The following is a 16668-nucleotide window of genomic DNA, read 5'->3' on the forward strand; positions in this document are numbered from 1 at the left end:
GTAGGGAGCACCGAAAACGGCGACAAGTCACCTGTGGACAGCCGGATGCCGGGACGTCGAAACCCGGCTATGTTCGCCAGGATCCGACCGAAGGGACCGCCGTTGGCTGCATCCGATACCGGGCTGTGCCGGGTCCGCGTTCATTGGGGCACCGCCGTCGCCGATCTGGTGCTGCCCGCCGGAGTGCCTGTCGCGGTGTTGATTCCGTCGCTCATCGACGCCCTCGGGGTCCGTCCCGCCGACCAGGAGGCGGTGCGCTACCAGGTGTCGATCCCCGGCGCGTCCGCGCTGAACCCGTCGACGACGTTGGCGCAGAACCGCATCGGCGACGGCGCGGTCTTGGTGCTGAGCACACCCTCCGTGCCGTTACCCGCGCCGCGTTACGTCGACATCGCGCGGGAGGTGGCGGCCACGCTGGAGGGGCCCGCTCGGTTGCGTGGCGGTGCCGCAACCCGGCGGGTCACCCGGCTCTGCGGAGCGACTGCGGCCGTCGTCCTGACGGCGGTTGGCGGGCTGACTTTGGTCCGAAACACCTTCAGCGACAGCCACCCTCGAGACGAAGGGATGACGGGCGCCGCTTTGGGATCGGCCGCCCTCGTCGCGCTCGGGCTTGCCGCGGTCGCGCACCGGGCCTACCGAGACCCGATCGCCGGGCTGGCGCTGAGCGTGATCGCCATCGTCTTCGCGGCGGTGGCCGGGTTTGTGATGGTGCCCGGTGGCCCAAGCGTTTCCAACGTGTTGCTGGCCGCGGCGGCGGCGGCCGTCACCGCCGTGCTGGCGATGCGGCTGTCGGGCTGCGGCGTCGTCGCGTTGACGGCGGCGGCGTGCTTCGCGGCGGCCGTCGCCGCGGCGGCGCTGGTGGGCGCGATCACCGCCGCGCCTGTGCATGTCATCGCGTCGGCATCCGCGGTCCTGTCGCTCGGTCTGCTCGGGGCGGCGCCGCGCATGTCCATTGCGCTGGCGGGGTTGTCGCCCCGATTTGCGACGGCGGACTTCGCTGTCCCCGGCCCGAGTGACTCGCGGGTGCCCGCGCAAGCGATCCGCGCCGACCGGTGGTTGGTGAGCCTGCGCGCGGGGCTGTCGTCGTCGGCCGGCGTCGGCGCCGCTCTCACCGTGCTCGCCGGCGCACCGCGGCTGTCCTGCATGGCGTTCGGGACCGTCACCGCCGCCCTGTTCCTGCTGCGCTGCAGGTCCGGCGCAGGCGCCGGGCTGCTGAGCTTTGCCATCGGCGGAACCCTCATCGCGGCAACGACCTTCGGCGTCACGGTACTGCGCATGCAGATGCCCGGACCGCTCCTCGCGGCGGCGACGGCGCTGGCCGCCGCCGCGATGTACCTCGGGTTTGCCGCGACACCCTCCTCGCCCGTCGCGCTCCGATGTGTCGAAGTGCTCGAGTGGCTGGCGTGGTCGGCACTGGTCCCGCTGGCCTGCTGGATCAGCGGGCTCTACGGCGCGGTCCGGGGATTGCATCTCACGTGAGGAACTCGCACGTTGGGCGCGTGTTCGCGGTGTCGGCGCTGACGATGCTCGCCGCGTTCGGAACGCCGCCGGCGCAGGCGGTTTCGCCACCCGGCATCGACGACAAGTGGCTGCCCCAGCCCGCCTTGCCCGCGCCGACGCGGCCGACCGTGCAGCGCGAGGTCTGCGCGGCGCTGACGCGCGACTCGAGGCCGGGCCGTAACCAGCCGCCCGGGGCGTTCGATCTCTCGGAGGTGTGGCGCCTCACCCGCGGCGCCGGACAACGGATCGCGGTGATCGACACCGGGGTCTCGCGGCACCGCCGGCTGCCCGACGTGGTGCCCGGGGGTGACTACGTGTCGACCGGCGACGGCACGCAGGACTGCGACGCGCACGGCACGCTGGTCGCGGGAATCATTGCGGCCGCGGCGGATTCCAAGTCGGACGGCTTCAGCGGGATCGCTCCGGAGGCCACGTTGATCAGCATTCGGCAGTCCAGCGCGAAGTTCGCGCCCGCCACCGACCGGTCCCGCTCAGGGGTGGGTGACGTCGACACCATGGCGAAAGCCGTTCGGACCGCAGCGGATCTGGGCGCGTCGGTGATCAACATTTCCTCGGTGGCGTGCGTTCCGGTGGCCGCCGCGCTCGACGACCGCGCGCTGGGCGCCGCGCTGGCCTACGCCGTCGACGTCAAGAATGCCGTCGTGGTTGCGGCGGCGGGGAATACCGGCGGCGCCGCGCAGTGCCCGCCGCAGCGACCGGACGCCACCTGGCAGACCATCACGGTCGCGGTCAGTCCCGCGTGGTACGACGACTACGTGCTGACCGTCGGTTCGGTGAACGCCGAAGGGGCTCCCTCGGGTTTCAGCCTTGCCGGACCTTGGGTCGATGTCGCCGCGCCCGGCGAGGCCGTGGCCTCCCTCGCGCCGGATCCGGTGTCGGGCACGAGTTATGCCGTCCCGGTGGTGAGCGGTCTGGCCGCTCTCATCCGGGCCCGCTTCCCGGCGCTGACCGCGCGGCAGGTGATGCAGCGCATCGAGTCGACCGCGCATCATCCGCCCGCGGGGTGGGATCCGCTCGTCGGCAACGGCACCATCGATCCGCTCGCCGCGGTCAGCACCGGGACGGGCCCGCCCGCCACCACTCCCAAGCCGCCGCCTGCCGCGGCGCCGGCCGCCGTGTCGCCGCCGACGACCCGATCGCGCGATACCCGCGCCCGGGACACCGCGGTGCGCGGCGCCGCGGTTTGCCTCGTCGCGCTGACGGTCGCGCTCGCCGCCGGAGCGGTCAGAAGCCGGTTACGGGGAGCCCGCGACCGCGTCCCGGGCGATTGACGCGCCGCGTCTGCTCAGCTCCGGTCCCGCCGGCAAGAGCGTGAGGATCGGCCAGGGCGCCGGGGTCGGCTCGGAGAGGCCGAGATCGTGCGCGGCGTCGTCGTCGGGGATGGCGAATCGCACCCCGGTGTCGACGATCAGGTAGCGGGTGCCGGCTTTGTCGCCCGCCCGCACGTAGGCGCTGCGGCCGGTCGGCACGTACGCGGCATCCAGCGCGGGGCCCCGGCCATCCGCCTGCGCCAGCGTCACCGCCGCCTGACCGGGCGGCACGGGCAGCCGGCCCCCCGCCAGCAAAGCCACCCCCGCTCGCCCGCCCGCCCAGCTGGCGCATAACGTGCCGGCGGCCTCCGGCAGCGTCGGCGCCCGGTCGGGGAAACCGGCCACGGGCAGCTCGGCGACGACGGGCGCGGCCCGGATCGCCGCGGGCGCGACGGTGATGGGACTGACCGTGCCCTGGGAGCTGCCAAAGCGCATCAGGTCGGCGGCGACCTGGCCGATCCGCTGCACGCCGTCGGCCAGCACCGCGTAATACTCGTCACCGTCGGCGCGTGTGACGCGAAGCACACTGCCGACGCGAAACCCCGGCAGCCCGGGCGCGGCGCCCCCGAGGCCGCGGATGCGGGGCGCCGAGATCGGCGGCGCCTCGGGCATGGCGTTCAGCAACGCTTGCGAGACGAGCCGCGGCGCGTGGCCCTCGAGTCGGAGCGCCCGCACGACGGCCGCATCTTCCAGGTCCACAATGGCCCGGTGCCCGTCGTAGAGCAGATAGGCCGGCGAACCCGAGGAGACCGCGGCAAGGACGGCCTGCCCGGGGGGCATGCGGGTGACCCCGTTGTCGGCGACGGGGCCGACGACGACCGTCGTGCTGCTGGCGTCATCGCTGTCGCACATCGAGAAGGCCAGTTCCTGCGCGGGCAGGGGCCTGCCGACGAATTGCGGTGCACCCGGGATGCCCAGCAGCGGGCCGCGTTTGGCGCGCTCCAGGTCGGCCTCGCGGATCGGCTGCGGATCGGCGGCGCTCCCCGCGATGAGCCGCGCGGAGGCCAGGTTCGGCACCGGATGCCAGACATCGCCCACTCGAACGAACAGCGCACCCGAGTCCCGGGACATCACGATCTGCGCCCGATCCAACGCGACGTGCGGGCTCAGCAAACCCAGCAGCGCACAGCCCGCCAGTGCGAGGACCGTGACCACACAGCCGGCTGCCAGCGATGCCGACGGCATCCGCGCCCGGGGACCGGTCGGGTATATCGCCTCGCCCAGCAACGCGCATTCGGTGCGGCGCACGAGGTATCGGTGAGCGCTGACGCGCAGCCACGTGGTCGGCTGACGCGGCACTGATCCCCCCACCCTGCGAAATCCGTCTGGGCCCACGGTAGGCCGCCGAACGGCCCCGCCGGAGCGCTTATCCACAGGTCGCAGGAGTTTCGCCCCGGCCGAAATTGGGTAAAATTGCCCGGTGAAAACTCACCGTGCAGCTCGCCTCGTCGGCCTGGGCGCTTCGGCCCTGGTGACCGCCGCCGGCCTCCTCGCCGCACCGGCTGCGACGCCGGTCGCCTCCGCCGATGACTGCCCGGACGTCGAGGTCATCTTCGCCCGCGGCACCAACGAGCCCCCCGGCCTGGGCCGGGTTGGCGATGCCTTCGTGGACTCGCTGCGTCAGCAGACGGGCGGGCTGAACATCCTGCCCTACGGCGTGAACTACGCCGCCAGCAAGCTGCAGCTGCACGGCGGTGACGGCGCCAACGACACCATCGACCGCGTGAAGAAAAGCGTGGAGAAGTGCCCGAGCACCAAGATCGTGCTGGGCGGCTACTCGCAGGGCGCCTCGGTGATGGACATCGTGGCCGGCGTGCCCATCGGCGGAATCAACTGGGGCAACTCGCTGCCGCCGCAGTACGCCGACAACATCGCGGCCGTCGCCACCTTCGGCGACGTGGCCGACCGCGCCGGCGGCACGTTGCCCAGCCAGAGCAAGCTGCTGGGCTCCAAGGCCATCGACCTGTGCAACCCCAACGACCCGATCTGCCACGCGGGCCCCGGCAACGAGTGGAGTGGGCACACCGAGGGCTACGTCCCCGTCTACACCACCCAGGCCGCGGCGTTCGTCGCGTCCCGGCTCGTCGGCGCCGGCCAGTCGGTGCCCGGGTACGGCCCGTCGTTCCCCGGCGCCGGCCCGCAGGTTCCGGGCCAGCCCGGGTACGGCCAGCAGACGCCGGTGTACGGGCAGACCCCGCCCGGGTCGGGCCCCTCGATCCACGGCGGCACCGGCACCGCCCCGGCGCCCGCGCCGCTCGCGCCCGGGCCGGTCACGTCCGTACCGCAAGCACCTCTCGTCTAAATCGTTACCGGCGGGTTATCAACGCGCGCTTAACATCTCTGTGTGAGGCTTATCCCTTTAGGGCTGGGCGTCGGATTGCTCGCGGGGGCAGCGTTATTGGTTGCCCCGCAATTGGTTCCCCGTGCATCGGCGTCCTGCCCCGGCGTTGAAGTGGTGTTTGCCCGGGGAACGGATGAGGCGCCCGGTGTCGGGAAGGTGGGCGGGGCGTTCGTCAACTCGTTGCGCGAGCAGACCCGTAAAAGCGTTGGCGCATATGGCGTGAACTATCCCGCCGACAAGGACTTCCTGGCCGCCGCGGACGGCGCCAACGACGCGAGCAGCCACATCCAGCGCATGGCGGTGAACTGCCCCAACACCAAGCTGGTGCTGGGTGGCTACTCGCAGGGGGCCGCCGTCATCGACATCGTCACGGCCGCACCGGTGTCCGGCTTCGGGTTTCGCAGGCCGTTGCCGCCGGCGGCCGCCGATCACGTCGCCGCCGTCGCTCTCTTCGGGAATCCGTCCGGCCGGGCGGGAAACCTGATGAGCGCGCTGAGCCCGAATTTCGAGGGCAAGACCATCGACCTGTGCAACCCGGGCGACCCGATCTGTTCGGGCGGCCTGCGGTGGGCGTCGCATTTGAGCTACGTGCCCGGATTGACCAACAAAGCCGCGAGTTTCGCCGCGGCGAGGGTCTAGCGCGAGCGCACGTCCCTGGTGATGAGGTTGCGCGCGGCCAGCTGGTCGTCGGGCGGGTAGTCGACGCCGACCAGTGTCAGCCCGTGCGCCGGGGCGGTCGCGTAGTCGCTGGATCGGGCTGTGGCGCTGAGCAGTTCGCGGCACCAGGAGACGGGACGCCGGTGTTCGCCGACGGCCAGCAGCGCCCCGACCAGGGAGCGCACCATCGACCAGCAGAACGCGTCGGCGCTGACCCGCGCGGTGATCAGGTCACCCTCGCGCGTCCACTCCAGCCGCTGCAGGTCGCGGATGGTGGTGGCGTTCTCGCGGTGACGGCAGAACGCGGCGAAGTCGTGCAATCCCAACAGGTCCGGCGAGGCGGTGGCCATGGCCTCGACGTCCAGGGGGCGCGGCCAGGCGGTGACGTAGCGGACCTGCTGCGGATCCACACCCCACGGCGCCGTCGACAGCCGGTACACGTAGTGACGCCGCAGCGCCGAGAACCGGGCGTCGAAACCCGCAGGGGCGCGGACGATGTCGACGACCCGGACGTCGGTCGGCAGGAACCGGCCCAGCCGGCGCAGCAACGGCAGAAACTCCGCCTCACCGACGTGCGGTGCACGCGAGTACGCGTTCGGCAGGGCCGCCGCGGGCACGTCGACATGGGCCACCTGCCCGGTGGCGTGGACTCCGGCATCGGTGCGTCCCGCCGCCCGCAGCCGCACGGGTGTGCGGAAGATGGTCGTCAGCGCCTCGTCGAGAACCCCGGCCACGGTACGCTGGCCGGACTGAGTTGCCCAGCCTGCGAAACCTGTTCCGTCGTAGGCGATATCGAGCCGCAGACGGACGTCCTCGCTAACTCTCGTCAGCCTCGTCGTTCGCCTTCTCGGCGGCCTCGGCTTCGGCCCTCGCGGCCACGGCCTTGTCGGCCTTGTCTTCGGCTTCGGCCTGGGCCTTGGTCGGCTCGTCGGAGGCCTCGGTCTCGGGCTTGGTCTCCCCGGCCTCGGCGGTGGCTTCCTCGGCCGTCGGCCCGACGGCTTCCTCAGGCTCGACGGCGGCCTGAGGCGCCGCCGCTGCCGCGACAGGAGCGTCAGACTTCTTGGACGCCTTCACCCGGCGGGCCCGATCGGCCTCGGAGGTGACCGTCTTCTCCCGCACCAACTCGATCACGGCCATGGGCGCGTTGTCGCCCTTGCGCGGCTCGACCTTGATGATCCGGGTGTAGCCGCCGTTGCGGTCGGCGAAGAACGGCCCGATCTCCTCGAACAGGGTGTGCACGACGTCCTTGTCGCGGATCTTCTTCAGCACCTCTCGACGGTTGTGCAGCGCACCCTTTTTCGCGTGGGTGATCAGCTTTTCCGCATACGGCCGCAGCGCACGCGCCTTGGGCTCGGTCGTCTTGATACGGCCGTGCTCGAACAGCGACGTCGCCAGGTTGGCCAGAAGGGCCTTCTGGTGCGATGACGACCCGCCGAGGCGAGGGCCCTTGGTGGGCTTGGGCATTGCGACTTCTCCTAATTGGGGCCGGTCCCCGTATCAGGTAGGACCGGGACGGAACTGCTACAGCTGTTCGGTTTCCGCGTAGTCCTGGTCGTCGTAGGCGGCCTCGGTGGACCAGGTGCCGGTGGCGACGTCGTAGCCCGCGACCTGCGAGGGGTCGAAGCTCGCCGGGCTGTCCTTGAGCGACAGGCCCAGCTGGTGCAGCTTGACCTTCACCTCGTCGATGGACTTCTGACCGAAGTTGCGGATGTCCAGCAGGTCGGACTCGGTGCGCGACACCAGCTCGCCGACGGTGTGCACGCCCTCGCGCTTGAGGCAGTTGTAGGACCGCACCGTCAGGTCCAGGTCGTCGATCGGCAGCGCGAACGACGCGATGTGGTCGGCCTCCGCCGGCGACGGCCCGATCTCGATGCCCTCGGCCTCGACGTTGAGTTCGCGTGCCAGACCGAACAATTCGACCAGGGTCTTGCCCGCGGACGCCAGCGCATCGCGGGGGTTGATCGAACTCTTGGTCTCGACATCGAGGATCAGCTTGTCGAAGTCGGTGCGCTGCTCGACACGGGTGGCGTCCACCTTGTAGGTGACCTTGAGCACCGGCGAGTAGATGGAATCGACTGGGATGCGGCCGATTTCGGCGCCTGAAGCCCGGTTCTGAACGGCCGGCACGTAGCCACGGCCCCGCTCGACGACCAGCTCGACCTCGAGCTTGCCCTTGTCGTTCAGCGTCGCGATGTGCAGGTCGGGGTTGTGCACCGTGACACCGGCGGGGGGCACGATATCGCCCGCGGTGACCTCGCCCGGACCCTGCTTGCGCAGGTACATCGTGACGGGCTCGTCCTCCTCGGAGGACACCACCAGGCTCTTGAGGTTCAGGATGATCGCGGTGACGTCTTCCTTGACGCCGGGCACGGTGGTGAACTCGTGCAGCACGCCGTCAATGCGGATGCTGGTGACGGCCGCACCCGGAATCGAGGACAGCAGCGTCCGGCGCAGCGAATTGCCCAGGGTGTAACCGAATCCGGGCTCCAGCGGCTCGATGACGAACTGGGAGCGGTTGTCGGTGAGGACTTCCTCCGACAGTGTGGGTCGCTGAGAGATCAGCATGGTGTTTCTTCTTCTCCTTCTCGGCACCCGCTATTTGATGCCGTTGGGTTTTCGGGCCGGCCGGCCCGAAAGTCACTTACTTCGAGTAGAACTCGACGATGAGCTGCTCGGTGAGTGGGACGTCGATCTGTGCCCGCTCGGGCAGCTGGTGGACGAGGATGCGCTGACGCTCCCCCACGACCTGCAGCCAGCTCGGGATCGGCCGGTCGCCCGCCGTCTCCCGCGCGATCTGGAACGGCACGGTGTTCAGCGAGGAGTCCCGCACGTCGATGATGTCATACTGCGACACCCGGTAGCTGGGGACGTTGACGTGCACGCCGTTGACGCTGAAGTGTCCGTGGCTGACCAGCTGGCGTGCCATCCGGCGGGTGCGCGCCAGTCCGGCGCGGTAGACGACGTTGTCGAGCCGGCTTTCCAGGATCCGCAGCAGCTCTTCACCCGTCTTGCCGGGCTGCCGCACGGCCTCTTCGTAGTAGCGGCGGAACTGCTTTTCCATCACGCCGTAGGTGAAGCGGGCCTTCTGCTTCTCCTGCAGCTGCAGCAGGTATTCGCTTTCCTTGATCCGCGCGCGGCCGTGCTGGCCGGGCGGGTAGGGGCGCTTCTCGAACGCCTGGTCGCCACCGACGAGGTCGGTGCGCAGCCGGCGCGACTTGCGGGTGACGGGTCCGGTGTAACGAGCCATGAGTATCTCCTAGACCCTTCTGCGCTTCGGGGGGCGAACGCCGTTGTGCGGCTGGGGGGTGACGTCGGAGATCGCGCCGACCTCCAGTCCGGCGGCCTGCAGCGACCGGATCGCGGTCTCCCGGCCCGAGCCCGGTCCCTTGACGAACACGTCGACCTTCTTGACGCCGTGCTCCTGCGCCTTGCGGGCCGCGTTCTCGGCGGCCAGCTGCGCGGCGAACGGCGTCGACTTCCGCGAGCCCTTGAACCCGACGTGACCCGACGACGCCCAGGCGATGACGTTGCCCTGCGGGTCGGTGATCGTCACGATCGTGTTGTTGAACGTGCTCTTGATGTGGGCGGCGCCGTGCGGGACGTTCTTCTTTTCCCGGCGACGGGTCTTCTGCCCCTTCTTGGGGGCGGACGCTGCCTTCTTGGCTGGTGGCATGGGGGGTTACCTGGCCTTCTTCTTGCCGGCGATGGTGCGCTTGGGGCCCTTGCGGGTGCGCGCGTTGGTCTTGGTCCGCTGGCCGCGCACCGGCAGGCCGCGGCGGTGCCGCAGGCCCTGGTAGCAGCCGATCTCGATCTTGCGGCGGATGTCGGCCTGGACCTCGCGGCGCAGGTCACCCTCCACCTTCAGGTTGGCTTCGATGTAGTCGCGCAGGTGGGTCAGCTGGTCGTCGGTGAGGTCCCTGGTGCGCAGGTTCTTGTCGATCCCGGTCGCTTCGAGAATCTCGTTCGAACGGGTCCGGCCGACGCCGAAGATGTACGTCAGCGCGATCTCCATCCGCTTGTCACGCGGCAGATCGACGCCTACTAGTCGAGCCATAGGTGGCGTTTCCTCTTTTTCTCGGCGGAGGTCTGATCCCAGCCCGTTCCCGATCTATCCGGGGCCCGGCCTCCGTCCGGGCGTGGATGAGCGACGTATTCGCTCAGTGGTGCTGGGAGGTCTGCATTCAGTTGTGTTGGTACCGCGGGGCGCCTGGCTCAGCCTTGGCGCTGCTTGTGGCGCGGATCGGAGCAGATCACCATGACCCGCCCGTGCCGACGGATCACCCTGCACTTGTCACAGATTGGCTTGACGCTCGGGTTCACCTTCACGGCTGTTCGATCCTGTTCTGTGTCGTTCGTAGGTTGTTCTGATCGGGCTTGTTACTTGTACCGGTACACGATGCGGCCCCGGGACAGGTCGTAGGGAGACAACTCCACCACCACCCGGTCCTCGGGCAGGATGCGGATGTAGTGCTGCCGCATCTTGCCACTGATGTGGGCAAGCACCTTGTGACCGTTCTCCAGCTCAATGCGGAACATCGCATTGGGCAGCGGCTCGACCACGCGGCCTTCGACCTCGATGGCGCCGTCTTTCTTGGCCATAACTAGTTAACAATCCTCATCGTTTAGTCTCGTTCGCGTCTGCGCCCAGATCGGCGCGACATGGCGCACCGACTTGTAACGTGAGCCGGTGACAGGAAATTCCTAGGACTGGACACACCGAAAGTCGGCGCGGATGCCGCACCGTCGTTCCACGATACCTGGTCATCGGCGTCCACCAAAATCGCTGTCGGCGGAAGGCGGGCCGCCCGCTCGACCTCCCACACGCCCGCTGACGAGCGCATACTTAACGCCGATGACCAACCCCTCAAGCCAGCGCAAGCCCGTCATGCTCACCGTCGACGACGACCCCTCGGTTTCGCGGGCGGTCGCGCGCGACCTGCGTCGTCATTACGGCGAGGACCACCGGATCGTGCGCGCGGAGTCGGGGCCCGACGCGCTGGGCACCCTCAAGGAGCTCAAACTGCGCGGCGAGACGGTCGCGCTGCTCATCGCCGACTACCGGATGCCGCAGATGAGCGGCATCGAGTTCCTCGAGCAGGCGATGGACCTGTATCCGGCGGCGCGCCGCGTGTTGCTGACCGCCTACGCCGACACGCACGCCGCCATCGACGCGATCAACGTCGTCGACCTGGACCACTACCTGCTCAAGCCGTGGGACCCGCCCGAGGAGAAGTTCTACCCCGTCATCGACGGGTTGCTGGACGCCTGGCGGGCCGCCCCCGAGCACCCCGTCCCGCACACCAAGGTGATCGGCCACCGCTGGTCGGCGCGGTCCTGGCAGGTGCGCGACTTCCTGGCCCGCAACGGCCTCTACTACACCTGGTTCATGGCCGACGAGCCCGCCGGCGAGCGGCTGCTCAACGCGGCGGGCGAGGACGGACTGCGGCTGCCGGTGGTGGTCACCCAGCGCGGCGACACCCTCGTCGAACCCACGGACGCGCAGCTGGCCGAGACCCTGGGCCTGACCACCACGCCGTCGCAGGAGTTCTACGACCTGATCGTGGTCGGCGGCGGGCCCGCGGGCCTGGCCGCCGCGGTGTACGGCGCCTCCGAGGGCCTGCGCACGGTGCTCATCGAACACATCGCGACGGGCGGTCAGGCCGGGCAGAGCTCGCGCATCGAGAACTACCTGGGCTTCCCGGACGGGGTTTCGGGCGGCCAGCTGGCCGACCGCGCCCGCCGCCAGGCCGAGAAGTTCGGCGCCGAATTGATCACCGCCCGCAAGGCGACCGCCCTCGAGGTGAACGGGTCCAAGCGCACCGTGCGCTTCGCCGACGGCGGCTCGATCGACGCTCACGCGGTCATCCTGGCCACCGGCGTCGCCTACCGCCAGCTGGACGCCGAAGGGTGCGCCGAGCTGACCGGCTGCGGCATCTACTACGGGGCGGCGGTCTCCATCGCCGCGGAGTGCGAAGACGAAGAGGTCTACGTGATCGGCGGGGCCAACTCGGCCGGGCAGGCCGCCATGTACCTGTCGCGCACGGCCAAATCGGTCAACATCGTGGTGCGCGCCCCCTCCCTGGAGGCGTCGATGTCCTACTACCTGATCCAGCAGATCGAGGCCAACCCCAAGATCAACGTGCTGACCTGCACCGAGGTGCAGCGCGCCACCGGCGACGGCCACCTCGAGCAGCTGAGCCTGGTCAACAACCGGACCGGCGAGACCGAGGACGTCACCTGCGGCCGGATGTTCATCTTCATCGGGGCCGCCCCGCGCACCGACTGGCTGGACGGGGTGCTGGCCCGAGACGACCACGGTTTCATCCTGACCGGCCCCGACCTGCGCAACGTGTGCGGCTGGACGCTGGACCGCCCGCCGCATCAGCTCGAAACCAGCGTGCCGGGGGTCTTCGCCACCGGCGACGTCCGCTCGACGTCGGCCAAGCGGGTCGCGGCCGCCGTCGGCGAAGGGTCGATGGCCGTGATGCTGGTCCACCGCTACCTGGCCGAATCATGACCGGCGCCGAATCGATCAAGGTCCCCTGCGAGCCCGACGAGCTGCGCAGCCTGTTTCTGTTCGAGGCGCTCACCGACGAGCAGCTTGCGGTGCTGTGCGCGGCGGGCCACATCGAAACCTACGAACCGGGCCCGATCTGCGTCGAAGGCGAACCGGCGACCTGCTTCTACGTGCTGATCGAGGGCGAGCTGATGATGTCCAAGCTCTCCGGCGGCCAGGACATCGAGACCAACCGCACCTCGCAGCGCGGCGTGTACTGCGGGGCCTGGCGGGCGTTCACCGGCGGAAAGCAGAAGAGCTACGACGCCTCGGTGCACGTGACCCGGCCGTCGCGGTTCTTCGTGATGGACGCCCCGGTGTTCGCCCAATTCATGCGCGACCAGTTCCCGATGGCCGTCCACCTGCTCGACGGCATCGCCGTCGGCACCGACCGGACCCGCCGCATCATCGACAACCGGGAGAAGCTGCTGGCGCTGGGCCGGCTGTCGGCCGGGCTGACCCACCAGCTCAACAACCCGGCCGCGGCGATCTCGCGGGCCGCGTCGGATCTGCGCGAACGGGTGGCCAGCATGCGGCACAAGCTGGCGATGCTCGCCGACGGCACCGTCTCCCCCGAGGCGCTCAGCGCCCTGGTCCGGCTGCAGGAGAGGGTCGCCGAGCAGGTCGCCAAGTCCGCCTCGCAGCATCTGAGTGCGCTGGAGACCGCCGACCGCGAGGACGCCGTCGGCGACTGGCTGGAAGCCCACGGCATCGACGGCGGCTGGGACATCGCGCCGACGTTCGTCGAGGGCGGCATCGACACCGATTGGCTGGAGCGGATTTCCGCGGTCAGCGAGGAGCTCGCGTCGACATCGGCGGAGCAGGCGATCCGGTGGATCAACTACACCATCGAGAGCGAACTGCTGATGAACCAGATCCTCGAAGCGAGCAAACGGATTTCGGCCCTGGTCGCCGACGCCAAACAGTATTCGCAGCTGGATCGCGCGCCGTTCCAGGTGACCAACGTGCACGAGCTGCTGCGCAGCACGCTGGTGATGTTCGCCGACCGGCTGACCAAGGACGGCGGCAAAAACTCGCACGCCATCGCCGTGGTCAAGGACTTCGACCAGTCGCTTCCCGAAATCCCTTGCTATCCGGGTGATCTCAATCAAGTGTGGACCAACATCATCGACAACGCGATCGCCGCGATGCGCGATACCGGCGGCACGCTGACCATCCGCACCTGCCGGGAAGGCGAGCACATGGCCCGCGTCGAGATCTGCGACACCGGCCCGGGCATACTCGAGGACGTGCGGGAGCACATCTTCGAGCCGTTCTTCACCACCAAGCCGTTCGGCGAGGGTACCGGCCTGGGCCTGGATCTGGCGTTCAACATCGTGGTCAAGAAGCATCGCGGGGACCTGCGGGTGGAATCGGCGCCCGGCGACACCCGATTCATCGTGCTGCTGCCGCTGCAACCGCCCGCCGCCGACGTCGCCCCCGACCTCGACGGCCCGGAAGAAAACGTCACGACCCCGGAATAGGACTGGAATAGGGCCGCACCGCGCCCGGTTGGGAAGACCATGACCGATGCAGCAAGCAAGCCCGATCTCGGCCGGTTCGGATCGTTCGGACGCGGCGTCACACCCCAGCAGGCCAAGGACATCGAGGCGCTGGGCTACGGGGCCGTCTGGGTCGGCGGGTCGCCTCCCGCCGAGCTGTCCTGGGTCGAACCCCTCCTGGAAGCCACGACGACGCTTCAGGTGGGCACCGGCATCGTCAACATCTGGACCGCGGCCGCCAAGCCGGTCGCCGAGTCCTTCCACCGCATCGACAAGGCGTACCCGGGCCGCTTCCTGCTCGGCATCGGCGTCGGCCATCCCGAGGCTCATACCGAGTACCGCAAGCCCTACGACGCCCTGGTGGACTACCTGAAGCAGCTCGACGACTACGGGGTGCCCGCCAACCGCCGGGTCGTCGCCGCGCTCGGGCCGCGCGTGCTCAAGCTGTCCGCGGAGCGCTCCGCCGGGGCACACCCGTACCTGACCACGCCGGAACACACCGCGCGGGCCCGCGAGATCATCGGCCCGTCGGCGTTCCTGGCCCCCGAGCACAAGGCGATCCTGACCACCGACGCCGAGAAGGCGCGGGCGGTCGGCCGCAAGGCGCTCGACGTCTATTTCAATCTCGCCAACTACCGAAACAACTGGAAGCGGCTGGGTTTCGGCGAGGACGAGGTCACCCGGCCGGGCAGCGACCGGCTGGTGGACGCGGTGGTGGCCTATGGCACCGTGGACCAGATCGCGGCGCGGCTCACCGAGCACCTCGAGGCCGGCGCCGACCACGTCCCGGTGCAGGTCCTGACCAAGGATGAAAACCTGGTCTCGGCGCTGGCCGAACTGGCGGGGCCACTGGGACTGAATCCGTCCTGACGACCGGCAGGGGGAGCTGGATGATCGAGGGAGTTTCGCTCAAGCCCGACCTGGGCCAGTTCGGCGTGTGGCTGCCGACGCGATCCATCGAGCCCGAGTTGGCGGCGCAGATCGAATCGCTGGGCTACGGCGCCGCCTGGATCGGCGGCTCGCCGGACGCCGAGTTGTCCTGGGTCGAACCGGCCCTGGCGCGCACGACGTCGCTGCAGCTGGCCACCGGAATCGTCAACATCTGGTCGGCGCCCGCCGCGGCCGTCGCCGAGTCGTTCCGCCGCATCGAAACTCACCACCCGGGAAGGTTTTTGCTCGGCGTCGGGGTCGGCCACCCCGAGCACACCCAGGAGTACGTCAAACCGTACGACGCCCTGGTCTCCTACCTCGACGAACTCGACGCGGCGCTGGTGCCGACCAGCCGCCGGGTGGTCGCCGCGCTCGGGCCGCGGGTGCTGCGGCTCGCCGCGCGACGCAGCGCCGGCGCACATCCCTACCTGACCACCCCGGAACACACGGCCAAGGCACGCGAGTTGCTCGGCGGGGCAGTGTATTTGGCGCCCGAGCACAAGGTGGTGCTGAGCACGGACGCCGAACAGGCCCGCGAGATCGGCCGCCAGACCGTCGAGCATTATCTGGGCCTGAGCAACTACGTGAACAATTGGCTGCGGCTGGGGTTCACCGAAGCCGATGTGCGCACGCCCGGCAGCGACCGGCTGATCGACGCGGTGGTCGCCCACGGCACCCCGGAGGCGATCGCGGGCCGGCTGCGCGAGCACCTGGACGCCGGAGCCGACCACGTGGCCATCCAGGTGCTGGGCGGCTATTCCGAAGAAACCCTGCTACCTGCGCTGACCGAATTGGCCGGCGCTCTGGGGCTAACTGCCGCAAACTGACCCATCGGCTCGGTTAGGGTTTGGGGCATGCGGTTACTGGTCACCGGCGGCGCTGGTTTCATCGGCGCCAATTTCGTGCACAGCACCGTTCGCGAGCACCCCGAGGACTCCGTGACCGTGCTCGACGCCCTGACCTATGCGGGCCGGCGCGAGTCACTGGCCGGCGTCGAGGACGCCATCGAGCTGGTGGTCGGCGACATCACCGATGCCGAACTGGTGTCGCGGCTGGTCGCCGAATCCGACGCCGTGGTGCACTTCGCCGCGGAGAGCCACGTCGACAATGCGCTGGAGGGCCCCGAGCCGTTCCTGCACACCAACGTGGTCGGCACCTTCACCATCCTCGAAGCGGTGCGGCGTTACGGCGTGCGGCTGCACCACATCTCGACCGACGAGGTCTACGGCGACCTGGAGCTCGACGACCCCCAGCGGTTCACCGAGGCGACGCCGTACAACCCGTCCAGCCCCTATTCGGCGACCAAGGCCGCCGCCGACATGCTGGTGCGGGCCTGGGTGCGGTCATACGGGGTGCGCGCGACGATCTCGAACTGCTCCAACAACTACGGGCCGTATCAGCACGTCGAGAAGTTCATCCCGCGGCAGATCACCAACGTGCTCACCGGGCGGCGACCCAAGCTCTACGGCGCCGGCGCCAACGTCCGGGACTGGATCCACGTCGACGACCACAACAGCGCGGTGCGGCGCATCCTGGAATCCGGCGAGATCGGCCGGACGTATTTGATCAGCTCCGAGGGCGAGCGCGACAACCTGACCGTGTTGCGGACGCTGCTGCAGATGATGGGCCGCGAACCCGACGACTTCGACCATGTCACCGATCGCGCCGGCCACGACCTGCGCTACGCGATCGACCCATCGACGCTGTACGACGAATTGTGTTGGGCGCCAAAGCATACCGACTTCGAGGAGGGGCTGCGTGAGACCATCGACTGGTACCGCGCGAACGAATCATGGTGGCGCCCGTTGAAGGACGCCTCCGAAGCCCGCTACGAAGAACGTGGGCAGTGAC

The 16668-nt window shown here is 69.4% G+C and carries 18 protein-coding genes; 9 read left to right on the top strand and 9 right to left on the bottom strand.

Going from position 1 to position 16668, the window contains the following annotated elements:
- Positions 1 to 69: 69 nt before the first annotated feature.
- Positions 70 to 1479 (top strand): type VII secretion integral membrane protein EccD, encoded by a 1410-nt coding sequence (gene eccD, locus P6281_RS21595; RefSeq protein ID WP_014385770.1) that lies wholly within the window; start codon positions 70 to 72, stop codon positions 1477 to 1479.
- Positions 1476 to 2792, top strand: coding sequence for a type VII secretion-associated serine protease mycosin (gene mycP, locus P6281_RS21600; protein ID WP_407558108.1), 1317 nt, complete (start codon positions 1476 to 1478; stop codon positions 2790 to 2792). Before eccD ends, mycP begins: the two co-directional genes overlap by 4 nt.
- On the opposite strand, the gene eccB is transcribed toward mycP, so the two are convergent.
- On the bottom strand, positions 2757 to 4130 hold the full coding sequence (eccB, locus tag P6281_RS21605; RefSeq protein ID WP_014385772.1) for a type VII secretion protein EccB: 1374 nt from the start codon (positions 4128 to 4130) through the stop codon (positions 2757 to 2759). The genes mycP and eccB overlap by 36 nt on opposite strands.
- 121 nt (positions 4131 to 4251) lie before the next feature.
- Here eccB and P6281_RS21610 point away from each other — a divergent pair, with 121 nt between their 5' ends.
- Both P6281_RS21610 and P6281_RS21615 read left to right on the top strand, forming a co-directional pair.
- Entirely contained in the window at positions 4252 to 5133 is an 882-nt protein-coding gene (locus tag P6281_RS21610; protein ID WP_014385773.1) for a cutinase family protein, read from the top strand.
- A gap of 42 nt (positions 5134 to 5175) precedes the next feature.
- Positions 5176 to 5811: a cutinase family protein gene (locus P6281_RS21615; RefSeq protein ID WP_026071200.1), complete on the top strand. Its 636-nt coding sequence runs from the start codon at positions 5176 to 5178 to the stop codon at positions 5809 to 5811.
- On the opposite strand, the gene truA is transcribed toward P6281_RS21615, so the two are convergent.
- From truA to infA, 8 genes are all read right to left on the bottom strand, one after another.
- The gene (gene truA, locus P6281_RS21620) at positions 5808 to 6659 is read right to left on the bottom strand and encodes a tRNA pseudouridine(38-40) synthase TruA (protein WP_324738984.1); all 852 of its coding nucleotides are present in this window, start codon (positions 6657 to 6659) and stop codon (positions 5808 to 5810) included. The genes P6281_RS21615 and truA overlap by 4 nt on opposite strands.
- Entirely contained in the window at positions 6646 to 7293 is a 648-nt protein-coding gene (gene rplQ, locus P6281_RS21625; RefSeq protein ID WP_014385775.1) for a 50S ribosomal protein L17, read from the bottom strand. Before rplQ ends, truA begins: the two co-directional genes overlap by 14 nt.
- A gap of 57 nt (positions 7294 to 7350) precedes the next feature.
- Positions 7351 to 8394, bottom strand: a complete 1044-nt coding sequence (locus P6281_RS21630) for a DNA-directed RNA polymerase subunit alpha (RefSeq protein WP_008260253.1) — start codon at positions 8392 to 8394, stop codon at positions 7351 to 7353.
- 76 nt (positions 8395 to 8470) lie between these two features.
- The gene (gene rpsD, locus P6281_RS21635) at positions 8471 to 9076 is read right to left on the bottom strand and encodes a 30S ribosomal protein S4 (RefSeq protein WP_009952905.1); all 606 of its coding nucleotides are present in this window, start codon (positions 9074 to 9076) and stop codon (positions 8471 to 8473) included.
- A gap of 9 nt (positions 9077 to 9085) precedes the next feature.
- Positions 9086 to 9502 carry a 30S ribosomal protein S11 gene (gene rpsK / locus P6281_RS21640; RefSeq protein WP_008260256.1) on the bottom strand — a complete coding sequence of 139 codons (417 nt, stop codon included), beginning with the start codon at positions 9500 to 9502 and terminating at the stop codon, positions 9086 to 9088.
- Between the two features lie 6 nt (positions 9503 to 9508).
- A complete protein-coding gene (gene rpsM, locus P6281_RS21645) occupies positions 9509 to 9883 on the bottom strand; it encodes a 30S ribosomal protein S13 (RefSeq protein WP_008260257.1) in 375 nt (124 codons plus the stop codon).
- A gap of 158 nt (positions 9884 to 10041) precedes the next feature.
- Positions 10042 to 10155 carry a 50S ribosomal protein L36 gene (rpmJ, locus tag P6281_RS21650; RefSeq protein ID WP_003879483.1) on the bottom strand — a complete coding sequence of 38 codons (114 nt, stop codon included), beginning with the start codon at positions 10153 to 10155 and terminating at the stop codon, positions 10042 to 10044.
- Between the two features lie 51 nt (positions 10156 to 10206).
- A complete protein-coding gene (gene infA, locus P6281_RS21655) occupies positions 10207 to 10428 on the bottom strand; it encodes a translation initiation factor IF-1 (protein ID WP_003418601.1) in 222 nt (73 codons plus the stop codon).
- A 253-nt stretch (positions 10429 to 10681) separates the two neighbouring features.
- Here infA and P6281_RS21660 point away from each other — a divergent pair, with 253 nt between their 5' ends.
- The 5 genes from P6281_RS21660 to rfbB are packed head-to-tail and all read left to right on the top strand — an operon-like array spanning position 10682 to position 16667.
- Positions 10682 to 12346: an FAD-dependent oxidoreductase gene (locus P6281_RS21660; RefSeq protein ID WP_014385776.1), complete on the top strand. Its 1665-nt coding sequence runs from the start codon at positions 10682 to 10684 to the stop codon at positions 12344 to 12346.
- Positions 12343 to 13869 carry an ATP-binding protein gene (locus tag P6281_RS21665; RefSeq protein ID WP_014385777.1) on the top strand — a complete coding sequence of 509 codons (1527 nt, stop codon included), beginning with the start codon at positions 12343 to 12345 and terminating at the stop codon, positions 13867 to 13869. Before P6281_RS21660 ends, P6281_RS21665 begins: the two co-directional genes overlap by 4 nt.
- A 39-nt stretch (positions 13870 to 13908) precedes the next feature.
- A complete protein-coding gene (locus P6281_RS21670) occupies positions 13909 to 14757 on the top strand; it encodes an LLM class F420-dependent oxidoreductase (RefSeq protein ID WP_014381083.1) in 849 nt (282 codons plus the stop codon).
- Between the two features lie 20 nt (positions 14758 to 14777).
- A complete protein-coding gene (locus P6281_RS21675; RefSeq protein WP_014942872.1) occupies positions 14778 to 15644 on the top strand; it encodes an LLM class F420-dependent oxidoreductase in 867 nt (288 codons plus the stop codon).
- Between the two features lie 27 nt (positions 15645 to 15671).
- The gene (gene rfbB, locus P6281_RS21680) at positions 15672 to 16667 is read left to right on the top strand and encodes a dTDP-glucose 4,6-dehydratase (RefSeq protein WP_014381085.1); all 996 of its coding nucleotides are present in this window, start codon (positions 15672 to 15674) and stop codon (positions 16665 to 16667) included.
- Position 16668 lies beyond the last annotated feature (1 nt).

This window comes from Mycobacterium sp. 5-140-3-2, from assembly GCF_035666375.1.
Classification (GTDB): Bacteria; Actinomycetota; Actinomycetes; order Mycobacteriales; family Mycobacteriaceae; genus Mycobacterium; species Mycobacterium intracellulare.

Coding starts and splice junctions, on each gene's coding strand:
- eccD (WP_014385770.1), top strand. CDS start 70: ATGTTCGCCAGGATCCGACCGAAGGGACCGCCGTTGGCTGCATCCGAT.
- rplQ (WP_014385775.1), bottom strand. CDS start 7,293: ATGCCCAAGCCCACCAAGGGCCCTCGCCTCGGCGGGTCGTCATCGCAC.
- P6281_RS21630 (WP_008260253.1), bottom strand. CDS start 8,394: ATGCTGATCTCTCAGCGACCCACACTGTCGGAGGAAGTCCTCACCGAC.
- rpsD (WP_009952905.1), bottom strand. CDS start 9,076: ATGGCTCGTTACACCGGACCCGTCACCCGCAAGTCGCGCCGGCTGCGC.
- rpsK (WP_008260256.1), bottom strand. CDS start 9,502: ATGCCACCAGCCAAGAAGGCAGCGTCCGCCCCCAAGAAGGGGCAGAAG.
- rpsM (WP_008260257.1), bottom strand. CDS start 9,883: ATGGCTCGACTAGTAGGCGTCGATCTGCCGCGTGACAAGCGGATGGAG.
- infA (WP_003418601.1), bottom strand. CDS start 10,428: ATGGCCAAGAAAGACGGCGCCATCGAGGTCGAAGGCCGCGTGGTCGAG.
- P6281_RS21660 (WP_014385776.1), top strand. CDS start 10,682: ATGACCAACCCCTCAAGCCAGCGCAAGCCCGTCATGCTCACCGTCGAC.
- P6281_RS21665 (WP_014385777.1), top strand. CDS start 12,343: ATGACCGGCGCCGAATCGATCAAGGTCCCCTGCGAGCCCGACGAGCTG.
- P6281_RS21670 (WP_014381083.1), top strand. CDS start 13,909: ATGACCGATGCAGCAAGCAAGCCCGATCTCGGCCGGTTCGGATCGTTC.
- P6281_RS21675 (WP_014942872.1), top strand. CDS start 14,778: ATGATCGAGGGAGTTTCGCTCAAGCCCGACCTGGGCCAGTTCGGCGTG.
- rfbB (WP_014381085.1), top strand. CDS start 15,672: ATGCGGTTACTGGTCACCGGCGGCGCTGGTTTCATCGGCGCCAATTTC.